Annotated in this window: 10 protein-coding genes; 5 read left to right on the forward strand and 5 right to left on the reverse strand. The window is 63.2% G+C overall.

Annotation, left to right across the window (positions count from 1 at the left end; translation table 11 throughout):
- Positions 1 to 325: 325 nt before the first annotated feature.
- From lepB to HX792_RS10260, 3 genes are all read left to right on the forward strand, one after another.
- A complete protein-coding gene (gene lepB, locus HX792_RS10250) occupies positions 326 to 994 on the forward strand; it encodes a signal peptidase I (protein WP_176995969.1) in 669 nt (222 codons plus the stop codon).
- 70 nt (positions 995 to 1,064) lie between these two features.
- The gene (locus tag HX792_RS10255; RefSeq protein ID WP_176996178.1) at positions 1,065 to 2,048 is read left to right on the forward strand and encodes a GlxA family transcriptional regulator; all 984 of its coding nucleotides are present in this window, start codon (positions 1,065 to 1,067) and stop codon (positions 2,046 to 2,048) included.
- Positions 2,049 to 2,093: 45 nt separating this feature from the next.
- On the forward strand, positions 2,094 to 3,011 hold the full coding sequence (locus HX792_RS10260; protein ID WP_176995970.1) for an ADP-ribosylglycohydrolase family protein: 918 nt from the start codon (positions 2,094 to 2,096) through the stop codon (positions 3,009 to 3,011).
- On the opposite strand, the gene HX792_RS10265 is transcribed toward HX792_RS10260, so the two are convergent.
- The 5 genes from HX792_RS10265 to HX792_RS10285 are packed head-to-tail and all read right to left on the reverse strand — an operon-like array spanning position 2,993 to position 9,439.
- Positions 2,993 to 4,252: an FAD-binding oxidoreductase gene (locus HX792_RS10265; protein WP_176995971.1), complete on the reverse strand. Its 1,260-nt coding sequence runs from the start codon at positions 4,250 to 4,252 to the stop codon at positions 2,993 to 2,995. The genes HX792_RS10260 and HX792_RS10265 overlap by 19 nt on opposite strands.
- A 3-nt stretch (positions 4,253 to 4,255) precedes the next feature.
- Complete coding sequence (locus HX792_RS10270; protein WP_176995972.1) at positions 4,256 to 5,827, reverse strand: aldehyde dehydrogenase (NADP(+)); 1,572 nt, start codon at positions 5,825 to 5,827, stop codon at positions 4,256 to 4,258.
- 58 nt (positions 5,828 to 5,885) lie between these two features.
- Complete coding sequence (locus HX792_RS10275) at positions 5,886 to 6,833, reverse strand: dihydrodipicolinate synthase family protein (protein WP_176995973.1); 948 nt, start codon at positions 6,831 to 6,833, stop codon at positions 5,886 to 5,888.
- 42 nt (positions 6,834 to 6,875) lie between these two features.
- Positions 6,876 to 7,802 carry a 4-hydroxyproline epimerase gene (locus tag HX792_RS10280; protein WP_176995974.1) on the reverse strand — a complete coding sequence of 309 codons (927 nt, stop codon included), beginning with the start codon at positions 7,800 to 7,802 and terminating at the stop codon, positions 6,876 to 6,878.
- Between the two features lie 11 nt (positions 7,803 to 7,813).
- Positions 7,814 to 9,439 (reverse strand): APC family permease, encoded by a 1,626-nt coding sequence (locus HX792_RS10285; protein WP_176995975.1) that lies wholly within the window; start codon positions 9,437 to 9,439, stop codon positions 7,814 to 7,816.
- 187 nt (positions 9,440 to 9,626) lie between these two features.
- Here HX792_RS10285 and HX792_RS10290 point away from each other — a divergent pair, with 187 nt between their 5' ends.
- The gene (locus tag HX792_RS10290) at positions 9,627 to 10,394 is read left to right on the forward strand and encodes an AraC family transcriptional regulator (RefSeq protein ID WP_176995976.1); all 768 of its coding nucleotides are present in this window, start codon (positions 9,627 to 9,629) and stop codon (positions 10,392 to 10,394) included.
- An 87-nt stretch (positions 10,395 to 10,481) separates the two neighbouring features.
- The gene (gene treS / locus HX792_RS10295) at positions 10,482 to 12,548 is read left to right on the forward strand and encodes a maltose alpha-D-glucosyltransferase (RefSeq protein WP_176995977.1); all 2,067 of its coding nucleotides are present in this window, start codon (positions 10,482 to 10,484) and stop codon (positions 12,546 to 12,548) included.
- Positions 12,549 to 12,611: the final 63 nt, after the last annotated feature.

A 12,611-nucleotide genomic window follows, 5' to 3' on the forward strand; every position in this document is an offset into this window, starting at 1 on the left:
CATAAGGCCTCCGAAGGGAAGGGGACGGCAGGGAGATTCCTGCCGTGCTCGACAAGGGTGTCGGGAGTGACGCCATTGTCCGCCCGGGGCAGATTTCGATACAGACGCAGATGCAAAAGAAAAAACCGTATCAGATGGGGTTGTGAGTGCTCAGTACAGGGCTTTGCAGAGCATCGGCTTTATGAAGATCAGGCTTTTATGCCGTGCATTGCACGCCTCGCCCTGTGCCTTAATGTAATCTTCATGCCGGGCAGTGATTGTTGCCAAAAGTGACCGTGGCTGGCGTAGAGACGGCTCTACGCCGATTGATGCAGAGCGAGGATGTATGCGACGTTGGCTGAGCAAGTACCGTTACGCGATCATTTTTTGGCTGTGCTTCGGCATCTTCCGTACCTCGTTGGCCGACTGGAACCCGATCCCCTCCGGCTCCATGCGCCCGACCCTGGTGGAAGGCGATGTGGTGTTGGTCAACCGTGTCGCCTATGACCTCAAGCTGCCGCTCACGGACATCTCCGTGGCCGAGCTGGGCAACCCGCAACGTGGCGATGTGGTGACGTTTTCCTCGCCCAAGGACGGCGAGCGCCTGATCAAGCGCATCGTCGGCATCCCCGGCGACACCCTGCAAATGAAGGACGAGGTGCTGTGGGTCAACGGTGTGCCGGCCACCTATCAGGATGAACAGGCGATCAGCGAACCCATGGGGCCGGGGCAGACCATCCCGGGCATCAAACTCACTGAACTGGCCAGCAGCAGCCGGCGTACGGTGCAGTTCATGCCGGCGGTGCGCGCTGCACGGGACTTCGGCCCGGTGGTGGTGCCGGCCGACAGCTATTTCATGCTCGGCGACAACCGCGACAACAGCGCCGATTCACGCTACATCGGCTTTGTGCCGCGCCGCCTGCTGATCGGGCATGCGCACCATATCCTGGCCTCCGCGAAGATCCTCGATAACTGGATGCCACGATTTAGCCGTTTTGGCTCGCCAATCCTCTAAGATAGCGCCCACTGCATCAACAATAAGAGTGGGCCAACCCTCGATGGAAAGACGCCAATTCAGCGGTGGCATGAAAGGCAAGAACCTGCGCTACCTGAATGAAAACCCGCAACAGCCGACGCCGGCCACCCGCGTCGGCTTCTTGTTGCTCGAACATTTCTCCCTGCCAGCCTTCACCCAGACCCTCGACACCCTGGTGACCGCCAACCTGTTGCGCCCGCAACTGTTCGCCACACGCACCTTCGGCTGGGGCGATGGCGAAGTCATCAGCGACCTGGGCCTGGTGATCCGCCCGGATGTGCGCCTTGAGCCGGCGGTGCTGCAAGACCTTGACCTGCTGGTGATCTGCGGCGGTTTTCGCACCGAGCTCAAGGCCAGTGATGAGTTCAACCAGTTGCTGTGCAGCGCCGCCGAACACGGCGTGAACCTCGCCGGGTTGTGGAATGGCTCCTGGTTCCTCGGCCGCGCCGGGTTACTGCAAGGCTACCGCTGCGCCATCCACCCCGAACACCGCCCGGCGCTGGCGGAAGTGGCCAAGGCGGCGCAGGTCACCAGCGAACCCTACGTGATCGACCGCGACCGCCTCACGGCCTCCAGCCCTTCGGGCGCTTTCCACATGGCGCTCGACTGGATCAAGAGCCTGCACGGCAAGGCGCTGGTCGAAGGCATCGAAGACATTCTGTCCTTCGAAGAGTCGCGCTACCGGCGCATCAAGCCGACCGAAAACGTGTGCGTCAGCGCGCCCCTGCGTGAAGTGGTCAAGCTGATGGATTCCAACCTTGAAGAACCGTTGGAGCTGGACCAGTTGGCGGTCTACGCCGGTCGCTCGCGCCGTCAGTTGGAGCGGCTCTTCAAGGAGCAACTGGGCACCACCCCGCAACGCTATTACATGGAACTGCGGGTCACCGAGGCGCGGCGGCTGTTGCAGCACACCGAGCTGTCACAGGTGGACGTGCTGGTGGCGTGCGGGTTTGTGTCGCCCAGTCATTTCAGCAAGTGTTACAGCGCGTATTTCGGATATCGCCCCTCCAAGGAGAAACGGTTGGTCAAGTAGCATGGCCCCTGTTTGTCTGGATGGGCTTTTTATCAAGGAATGCTGATGTCTGTTACGTGTGTAGACCGCTATCGCGGGAGTTTGCTGGGGTTGGCGTGCGGTGATGCGGTGGGCACCACCGTTGAATTCAAGCCTCGGGGCTCGTTTGAACCCCTGGTGAATATGGTGGGCGGTGGCCCATTCAACCTGAAATGTGGCCAATGGACCGACGATACGTCGATGGCGCTGTGCCTCGCCGAGAGCCTGATACGCAAGGGCGGCTTCGATGCCGCGGACCAGATGGGGCGTTACCTGAACTGGTGGACATGGGGCTATTTGAGCTCGACGGGCGAGTGTTTTGATATCGGCCTGACGGTGCGTACCGCGTTGGCGAAGTATCAGGAGGACGGTGACCCGTTTGCGGGCTCTACCGACCCGTTTTCTGCGGGCAATGGTTCGCTGATGCGCTTGGCACCGGTGGTGTTGTTTTATTTCCCGGACCGGGAAAAGGTGCGCCTCTACAGTGGTGAAAGTTCGCGAACGACCCACGCCGCTCAAGAGGCCATCGAGTGTTGCTGGCTGCTGGCCGAAGCGCTGTCAAATGCCTTGGACGGACGCCCCAAGGACCAGGTTCTACAGCTATCTCATCTCACAGTGAGCGCGCCCAAAGTCGAGGCCATCGCACGCGGTGAGTACCGCGACAAACCCCGTGAGGACATCCTCGGCTCGGGGTATTCGGTGGCGGCACTCGAAGCAGCGTTCTGGTGTTTTCATCACACCCACAGCTTTGCTGACGCCGTGTTGGCGGCGGCCAACCTGGGCAACGATGCCGACACCACGGCCGCCATCGTAGGGCAACTGGCTGGCGCTTTTTACGGTGTACAAGGTATCCCGGCGCACTGGCTGGATACCTTGCATATGCGCGATGAGATCCAGGCGATGGCCGACGCGCTATTGAGGGCTTCTCAAAACCTGTCCAGTTGATAGGGCGCAAGCGCAGGCAAGCCTGAGAAGGTCGGGGCCGTTGAAGCTAATTGCCCCACCATCTCCGCCGTCACTGCGGCTTGCGTCAACCCCAGGTGCTGATGCCCGAACGCAAGCAGCACCTTGCCGTCGCACACCCGGTCGATGATCGGCAGCGAGTCCGGCAGGGAGGGCCGAAAGCCCATCCAGGGGGTGGCGTCGCGGGTGTTCAGGTCTTCGCGGAACAAGCCCTGGCTCAAGCGGTGCAGTTGCCAGGCGCGTTGCATGTTGGCCGGGCGTTCCAGCCCGGCGAATTCCACCGTGCCGGCCAGGCGCAAGCCGCCGGCCATGGGCGTCATGATGAACTTGCGCTCCAGGGAGGTGACCGCAAACGGCAAGCGTTGATGTTCATGGGGCAGCATCAGGTGGTAACCGCGCTCGGTGTCCAGCGGCACGTGCTTGCCCGTCAGCGCCGCGGTGAGCCTGGCTGAATGGGCGCCGCAGGCGATCAGCACCTGGCGGGCCGCGAAGGTACCTTGATCACAGACTAACGAAACGCCATCGGCGTGTACTCGGCCATCCACGACGCGTTGCTTGAGAAACTGCACGCCCTCGGCCTTGGCGGCGCTGACCAGCTCGCACACCACCTGGTACGGGTCGAGAAAATGCCCGGTGGCGGGGAAGAACAGCCCGCCTTGAATACCCTCGCTCAATTGCGGTGCGGCTTCACGGATAGCGTCGCCAGACCAGTAGGCCACCGGCACGTTTTGCTGCTGCATGCGCACCTGCACCGCATCAAGCGCGGCACGGGAGTCGGCGCGTTCATACACCAGCAGCGAGCCGTCTTCACGCAACAACTGCGGGCGCCCGATAGACCCCAACACACGTTGCCAGGCACCCAGGCTGCCTTCGTTCAGCGCGCGGATACCCGCCACGGTACGCCGGTAGCTGGTCGGGCGCAGGTTGAGCAGCAGGCGCACAAACCAGGGCAGGGCGCGGGGCAGGTACTTCCAGTCCAGACGCAGCGGGCCCATGGGGTCCAGCAGCATGGCGGGCAGGCGCTTGAGGATCGATGCGTCGGCGATGGGAAACACCTGCTCGGTTGCCAGGTGCCCGGCGTTGCCGTAGGACGCGCCCATGCCCGGTTCTTGCGGGTCTATCACAACGACCTGCAGGCCCTGACGCGCCAACTGCAGGGCAGAGGCGACGCCGATGATGCCGGCGCCAACAACGGCGATGTCTGCGCGGTGAGAGTCGGGCATGGTTTAGGCCTCTCTCTGGCCGTTAAGCAAGCGTCGCAACAGCAGCGGGTTGCTGTGTTGCAGGGCGTCGGGCAGCAGGGTGTCGGGGAAGTCCTGGTAGCACACCGGGCGCAGGAACCGCAGGATTGCCGCCGTGCCGACCGAGGTGCTGCGCGAGTCGGAGGTGGCCGGGAACGGCCCGCCGTGGACCATGGCGTCAGACACTTCCACCCCCGTCGGCCAACCGTTGACCAGCAAGCGTCCGGCCTTGCGCTCCAGCACCGGGAGCAATGCCTTGGCGCAGGGCAGGTCCGCCTCATCCAACTGCAAGGTGGCCGTGAGTTGGCCTTCGAGGTGCTCGGAAACCTCGCGTACTTCAGCGTCGTTTGTGCAGATCACCACCAGCGAGGCCGCGCCGAATACTTCAGCTTGCAGGTGCGTGCTGGTCAAAAACGCCTTGGCCTGGGTGACGAACAGATGGGCTTGGCCCTGGTTCGGTCCCTGGGCTTCCAGGCCTTTGGCGACAACGTTGGCATGGGCTGCCAAGCTGCCGACACCCGTTTGGTAAGCGCTGAAAATGCCGGGCGTGAGCATGGTCTGGGCGGTGCACTGTGCGAGTTGTTCGCCGGCCGCGCCGATGAAGCGATCCAGTCCGCTTCCAGCGATGGCAATCACCAGACCGGGGTTGGTGCAAAACTGCCCGGCGCCTTGGGTCAACGATGCGACAAACCCCTGGGCCAAACTTTCAGCCCGCGCTTCAAGCGCAGCGGGAAACAGATACACCGGGTTGATCGAACTCATTTCCGCATACACCGGAATCGGCTCTGGCCGTGCTTGCGCCGCCTGGGTCAAGGCAACGCCACCGCTGCGCGAACCGGTAAACCCGACCGCCTTGATACGCGGATCAGTCACCAGCGCAATGCCCACCTCACGGCCTGAGCCGTACAGCAGTGAAAACACACCGTCTGGCAGCCCGCACTGATTGACCGCCTGAGCCACCGCGCGCCCCACCAGTTCACTGGTGCCTGGGTGTGCACCATGGGCCTTGACGATCACCGGGCAGCCCGCCGCCAATGCCGAAGCCGTATCGCCGCCGGCCACGGAAAAGGCCAGCGGGAAGTTGCTGGCGCCAAACACCGCCACCGGGCCCAACGGCACATGGCGTTGGCGCAGGTCTGCACGGGGCAGGGGCTGGCGCTCGGGTTGTGCGGTGTCGACGCGTACGTCCAGCCATTCACCGGCGCGCACGGTACGGGCAAAGGTGCGCAGTTGCCCGCAGGTGCGGCCACGCTCACCGAGAATGCGCGGGCGCGGCAGGCCGGTTTCGGCCACGGCGCGCTCGATCAGCTCATCGCCCAAGGCTTCGATCTTGTCAGCAATGGTTTCAAGAAACGTCGCGCGGTCCGCCAGCGAGGTCTCGCGGTAAGTGTCAAAAGCGGCCCAGGCCAAGGCGCAGGCTTGAGCGACATGCTCGCCGTTGCCACCTGCGTAGGCCGGTTCCAGCGCTGTGTCGGTGGCGGGGTTGATGGCCCGGATCGCTTCGCGATTGCCAGAGAGTGAGTGCTGACCGATCAGCATCTTGCCCGTCAGAGTCATAGGGTCGTCCTGAAAAAAAGAGGGTGGGCCGCTGTGAGAACCACAGCGGCGCGCAGGGTCAGGCTACGTTTTGTTCGGCCGACCAGTTGGCGTACCACTGGCGGAACAGCGCGTATTGCTGTTCGGCATAGCGGCGCTGGGCGTCGCTGAGCACGTCGGTCTCGTTGAAATGCAGGGCGTAGCCCTGGTCGCCGTTGAGCACCATCAAGTGCTTGTAATACAGCACCAGGTCGCAGCCTTCGTCGAAGGAGGACAGCACCGCCAGCGCTGCTTCCAGTTCGCGGGCCAGGCGACGGGCCTTGGCGTCGCCCTTGGCGGCTTTTTTGCTCAGCGCCACCAGGTGCAGCACTTCCCGTGGCAGGGCGTTGCCGATGCCGGTGATGGCGCCGGTGGCGTTGCAGTTGACGAAACCGTGGACCACTTGGGTATCGACGCCGACCATCAGGGTCACGTCATCGTCCTGGGAAGTGATGTTCTCTGCGGCGTAACGCAGGTCGGCACCGCCGCCGAATTCCTTGAAGCCGATGAGGTTAGGGTGTTCGCGGCGCAGTTCGAAGAACAGGTCGGCGCGGGTGGCGAAGCCGTAGTACGGGCTGTTGTAGATCACCGCCGGCAGGTTTGGCGCGGCATTGAGGATCGCGGCGAAGTGGGCCTTTTGCGCGGTGGCCGAAGCACCCCGGGACAGCACCCGTGGAATCACCATCAAGCCGTGGGCGCCGACCTTGGCGGCATGGGCGGCGTGGGCCACGGCTTCACGGCAGTTGACTGCACCGGTGCCGACAATGGTCGGTACGCCGGCCGCGACCAGGCGTGCTACGCCTTCCTGGCGCTGGGCTTCGGTGAGCAATGGCCAGTCACCCATGGAGCCGCAATACACCACGGCGCTCATGCCGATGTCGATCAGTTCACGGCCCTTTGCGACCAGCGCGTCGAAGTCTGGCTGGCGGTCGGCGGTGCACGGGGTCATCAGCGCGGGGATGCAACCGGTGAAGATGTTGTCGCTCATTGTTCTTACTCCTTACAACGTTCAGATAAACACGGCGGGGGCTCAGATGCCCCAGGCGAAAGGGTCTTGCTCGTCGATCAGCAGGGTGCTGTCGGCGGTCATGTAGGCGCGGCCGGTGATGAAGGGGCGCACGTGTTCGCCGTCCCATTCATAACGGCCTTCGAATTGGCTGCCGGTGATGCTGGCTTGCACCCAGGTTTCACCGGGCTGCAATTTTCCGTCGGCGGCCAGGCACGCGAGCTTGGCGCTGGTACCGGTGCCGCACGGTGAGCGGTCATAGGCTTTGCCGGGGCACATCACGAAGTTGCGGCTGTTGGCGTGGGCGTCGTCGGCGAACAGTTCGATGTGGTCGATCAGTGCGCCGTCCGCCCCGAGGATGCCCTGGTCTTCCAGGGCCTTGAGCATCGCCCAGGTGTAGTCGGTGAGGGCGTCGACGTTGCCCATGTCCAGGGCCTGGCCGTGGTCCGACACCAGGAAAAACCAGTTGCCGCCCCAGGCAATATCCCCGAGTACCTCGCCGTAGCCCGGAACCTGGACCGCCACCTGCTGGCGCAAGCGGTAGGCCGGCACGTTGCGCAGGGTCACGGCGCCGTCGGCGTGCAGGGTGGCAGTCACCGGGCCCACTGGCGTATCAATCGTGTGATTCCCCGGCGTGATGCGCCCCAAGTGGTGCAACGAGGCAACCAAGCCGATCGTGCCGTGGCCGCACATGCCCAGGTAACCGGCGTTGTTGAAGAAGATCACCCCGCAGGTCGCCCCGGGCGTGACGGGTTCGCAGTACAGCGCCCCCACCAGTACGTCATTGCCACGCGGTTCCAGCAGGCAGGCACGGCGCCATTGATCGTGCTGGGTGCGCAGGTTGTGCAGTTGGTCGGCGATGGTCGCGCCGGTGAGTTCGGGGAACCCGTTCATCACCAGGCGCGTGGGTTCTCCGCCGGTGTGGGAGTCGATAACGTGCAGCCGTTTCATAGAACGCTCCATCAATGGGTGGCCGGGGACAGTGGGGCGCTGTAAGGGGTTTCGCTGACGGCTTCGCTTTCGTCGTCTTCGGTTTCCAGGCGTACCAGGTGCGCCGGCACACCCGTCGCCGCGCCCCAGTAATAGATGCCCAAGGCGCAGACCGCGACGACCACCGTGTCAAACGGGTGGCTGATCACGCCGATGCCACCAAAACTGCCGAGCTTGGACAGCAGGATGGTCACCGCGTAAAAGCCGATCAGCCAGGCCGACGAGCGCACTTGTTGCTTGAGATTCAGGTGGGCGGTGGGCACCCAGCGCGCGCACAACAGGTACACCACGAACATCAGGATCTGCAGGCCGAGCAGCCAGGACACGGTGCTCCAGCCCGACCAGTACACGATCAGCGCGGCGATGATGAACGACAGCGGGCCGAGCACGCCCAGGCCCTTGACCCGGAACGGGCGCGCCATGCCCGGGGCGTTGCGGCGCAGGGCGGCGACGGTGACCGGGGCCACGGCGTAGCTCAGGATCAGCGCAGCCGACACCACGTTGATCAGCGCTTCCCAGGACGGGAACGGCAGGGTCCAGAACACCGACAGGCCAAAGGTCAGCCACAGCGCCGGACGCGGGATGCCGGACTTCTCATCGATACGCGTGAAGATCTTGAAGAACGTGCCGGTCTGTGCCCAGCCATACACCACACGCGGCGTGGCGTTCATGTAGATGTTGCCGCAGCCGCTGGGAGAGATCACCGCATCGGCCACCACCAGGTAGGCCAGCCAACCCACGCCCAGGGCCAGGGCAATGTCGCGGTAAGGCAGGGCCAGTTCCTTGCTGATCCCCGCCCAGCCGTTGGCGAGCATTTCGGTGGGCACGCCGCCGAGGAAGGCGGTTTGCAGCAGCACGTAGATGGCGGTGGACAGCAGTACCGACAGGATCAGGGCGATGGGAATGGTGCGTTGCGGGTTCTTCACTTCGCTGGCCACCGAGATGATTGGCGTCAGCCCCAGGTAGGCGAAGATGACGCCACCGGCCGAGACCGCCATTTCAATCCCCGATAGGCCGAACGGCGCAAAACCATGGACCTGGAAATTCGCCGGCTTGAAGAAGGTGAACAGCACGCCAATCACCAGCAACGGCACGATGAACTTGAACACGCTCACCAGGTTGTTGGCGATGGCGAAGGTCTTGACGCTGCGGTAGTTGAGGATGAAAAACAGGCAGAGCAAGGCGAACTGCACCAGCCAGCCGAGGGTGGTCGGGTCACTGGAACCGGCCTTGGTCAGCTCCGGGAACCACGCCGCTGCGTATTGGCGCGAGGCGACCACTTCAATTGCCACCAGGCTTGAAAACGCGATCAGTGTGATAAAGCCCATCAGGTAGCCCAGCAACGGGCCGTGGGAGTAGACCGGGTAGCGCACCACACCACCGGCTCGCGGCAATGCGGCACCCAGTTCGCAGTACACAATGCCGAGCAACAACACGGCAAAACCGCCGAGCAACCAGGAAAAAATCCCTGCCGGGCCTGCGATGGCCGACACGTGGCTGGCCGCGAATAACCAGCCCGAACCGAAGATGGCACCCAGCCCGATAAAGGTGAGGTCCATCAGTGAAAGTTGTTTCTTGAACTTGCCTTGACCTGACATGTTGGCGCCTTCTTGTGAGTTATTGGATAGGCATGCAGTGGCGCTATCGTGAACCGATCAGCCCGGCCGCGATTGATGTTTTACGCAAGTGGGAATGACGAATTCGGCACAATGGCCGGCGCTCGACAGCGCCCTGGGCATGGGGCAATCTGCTCGGCGTCGGTGCCAAAATCAGAGGGTGAAAGTCATGCTGCAAAGCGCGTTTGCAAGCCTTTGCCAGGGGGATGAAGCCAATCGTCCCCAGAGCATCGAGCAGCTGTTGGCCGGGGTGGCGCAGCTATTGCCGATGCTGGATGTGATCCCCAACGCGGCGATCTTTATCAAGGATGTCGACGCGCGCTATGTGCTCGCCAATCGCACCCTGGTGCAGCGCTGCGGCCTGCGGCAGCTGCAACCGTTGCTGGGCAAAACCAGCGCCGACGTGTTCCCCGCACAACTGGGGCCGGGGTACACCGAGCAGGACCGGCGCGTGCTTGAAGAAGGCCTGGTGCTCGAAGATCAGTTGGAGTTGCACCTGTACGGCAGCCGCGAACCCGGCTGGTGCCTGACCCACAAGTGGCCGTTGTACAACCACGCCGGCGAGATCATCGGCTTAGCCGGTATTTCGGTGGACTTGCAATCGGCCAGCGAAACCCACCCGGCGTACCAGCGCCTGGCGGCGGTGGACGAGCACATCCGCCAGCACTTCAACCGCCGCGTCACCCTGGGTGAACTGACCCGCATCGCCGGGATTTCCGTGGCGCAGCTGGAGCGCTACTGCAAGCGCGTGTTCCACCTGACACCGCGCCAGATGATCCAGAAAGTCCGCCTGGAACACGCGCACCGGCTATTGCATACCGACCTGCCGATCACCGAGGTGGCGCTGCAATGCGGCTACACCGATCACAGCGCGTTTACCCGCCAGTTCAAGGCGTTGACCGGGTTTACGCCAAGGCAGTATCGGCAACTGGCCTGACTGCCCGGCATATCCAATGCAACGAATGCCGCCCGTTGCCGCTCCTATGCTTACGAATAACCTTTCACGACGGCAGGTATCAGGCTTATGACGGCGGCGGACAAGGACCATGTGAACTGGCTGGTGGAACAATCGATGCTGCACGCGGCGCGGCAGCGGGCCAGGCTGTATTCGGGGCAGGGCCGGTTGTGGCAGCAACCCTATGCGCAGACGCGGCCGCGCGATGCGTCGGCGTTGTCATCGGTGTGGTTCACCGCGTACCCGGCGTCCATCGTCACCCGTGAAAACGGCACGGTGCTAGAAGCGCTGGGCGATGAGACGCTGTGGCAGGCCTTGTCGAAAATCGGCATCCAGGGCATTCATAACGGCCCGCTGAAAAAGTCCGGTGGCCTGTCGGGCACCGAACACACGCCGACCATCGACGGTAATTTCGACCGCATCAGCTTCGAGATCGACCCGCAACTGGGCACCGAGGCGCAGTTGCAGGCCCTGACACGCATGGCCGCCGCGCACAACGCGGTGATCATCGACGACGTGATCCCGTCCCACACTGGCAAGGGCGCCGACTTCCGCCTCGCCGAAATGGCCTATGAAGACTATCCCGGCCTGTACCACATGGTGGAGATCCGCGAAGAAGACTGGGCGCTGTTGCCCGAGATCAATCCGGGGCGCGATGCGCAGAACTTAAGCCCGCAGCAGGTCGATGCGCTGCGCGACAAGCATTACATCGTCGGCCAGTTGCAGCGGGTGATTTTCTTCGAGCCCGGGGTGAAGGAAACCGATTGGAGCGCCACGCCCGTGGTAGTGGGCGTGGACGGCAAGCCACGCCGCTGGGTGTACCTGCACTATTTCAAGGAGGGCCAGCCGTCGCTGAACTGGCTGGACCCTTCGTTTGCCGCGCAGCAGATGATCATTGGTGATGCCCTGCACGCCATTGATGTGATGGGCGCGAAGATCCTGCGCCTGGATGCCAATGGCTTTCTCGGCGTGGAGCGCAAGCTGGACGGCACCGCATGGTCGGAAAGCCACCCGTTGTCGATCACCGGCAACCAGTTGCTTGGCGGTGCGATCCGCAAGGCCGGGGGGTTCAGTTTTCAGGAACTGAACCTCACGGTCGACGATATCGCCGCCATGTCCCACGGCGGCGCCGATTTGTCCTATGACTTCATCACTCGCCCGGCCTACCAGCATGCGCTGTTGATGGGCGACACCGAGTTCCTGCGCCTGATGCTGCGCGAGATGCACAGCCAGGGCATCGACCCCGGCTCACTGATCCATGCGTTGCAAAACCACGACGAACTGACCCTGGAGCTGGTGCACTTCTGGACCTTGCACGCCCACGACAGTTACCCCTACCAAGGTCAGACGTTCCCTGGCAACAGCCTGCGCGAGCATATCCGCGAGCAGATGTACGAGCGCCTGGCCGGAGAACAGGCACCGTACAACCTCAAGTTCGTGACCAACGGCGTGTCTTGCACCACCGCCAGTATCATCACCGCCGCGCTGGGTATTCGCGACCTGGAAGCCATCACGCCGGCCGATATCGTGCAGATCCGCCAGATCCACCTGCTGTTGGTGATGTACAACGCGATGCAGCCCGGGGTGTTTGCCTTGTCCGGCTGGGACCTAGTGGGCGCTCTGCCGCTCGCAGCCGATGAGGTGGCGCACCTGATGACCGATGGCGATACGCGCTGGATCCATCGCGGTGCCTATGACTTGGTGGACCTGAACCCCGAGGCGGTGCTCTCCGCAGGGCAAATGCCGCGTTCGAAAACCTTGTATGGCAGCTTGAACAGCCAGCTGCAGGACCCTGAATCCTTCGCGTCGCAGCTGCAGAAAATTCTGGCGGTACGTCGGGCCTACGACATCGCCGCCAGCCGCCAGATCCTGGTGCCCGATGTGGAGCATCCCGGCTTGCTGGTGATGGTTCACGAACTGCCGGCCGGGAAGGGCACGCAAATCACCGCGCTGAACTTTGGCGCGACACCCATCACCGAAACCTTGCATTTGCCCGACATTGCGCCCGGGCCGGTGGTGGACATCATCAATGAACGGGTCGAGGGCGACCTGACGGCCGAAGGGGATTTCACCATCACCCTGGATGCCTATGAGGGCCTGGCGCTGCGGGTGGTCAGCAGTACGCCGATGCTGTAGCAGGTTTCATGGAATAAAGGCGCGCACCGAGGCGTTCCATCAGTAACCGTCATCGCCTCGGAG

This window comes from Pseudomonas sp. B6002 (genome assembly GCF_013385985.1).
In the GTDB taxonomy this organism is placed as follows: Bacteria; Pseudomonadota; Gammaproteobacteria; order Pseudomonadales; family Pseudomonadaceae; genus Aquipseudomonas.

What these genes read in the sequence shown, in the direction of transcription:
- lepB (WP_176995969.1), top strand. Translation starts at nt 326, where the DNA reads ATGCGACGTTGGCTGAGCAAGTACCGTTACGCGATCATTTTTTGGCTG.
- HX792_RS10255 (WP_176996178.1), top strand. Translation starts at nt 1,065, where the DNA reads ATGAAAGGCAAGAACCTGCGCTACCTGAATGAAAACCCGCAACAGCCG.
- HX792_RS10260 (WP_176995970.1), top strand. Translation starts at nt 2,094, where the DNA reads ATGTCTGTTACGTGTGTAGACCGCTATCGCGGGAGTTTGCTGGGGTTG.
- HX792_RS10265 (WP_176995971.1), bottom strand. Translation starts at nt 4,252, where the DNA reads ATGCCCGACTCTCACCGCGCAGACATCGCCGTTGTTGGCGCCGGCATC.
- HX792_RS10270 (WP_176995972.1), bottom strand. Translation starts at nt 5,827, where the DNA reads ATGACTCTGACGGGCAAGATGCTGATCGGTCAGCACTCACTCTCTGGC.
- HX792_RS10275 (WP_176995973.1), bottom strand. Translation starts at nt 6,833, where the DNA reads ATGAGCGACAACATCTTCACCGGTTGCATCCCCGCGCTGATGACCCCG.
- HX792_RS10280 (WP_176995974.1), bottom strand. Translation starts at nt 7,802, where the DNA reads ATGAAACGGCTGCACGTTATCGACTCCCACACCGGCGGAGAACCCACG.
- HX792_RS10285 (WP_176995975.1), bottom strand. Translation starts at nt 9,439, where the DNA reads ATGTCAGGTCAAGGCAAGTTCAAGAAACAACTTTCACTGATGGACCTC.
- HX792_RS10290 (WP_176995976.1), top strand. Translation starts at nt 9,627, where the DNA reads ATGCTGCAAAGCGCGTTTGCAAGCCTTTGCCAGGGGGATGAAGCCAAT.
- treS (WP_176995977.1), top strand. Translation starts at nt 10,482, where the DNA reads ATGACGGCGGCGGACAAGGACCATGTGAACTGGCTGGTGGAACAATCG.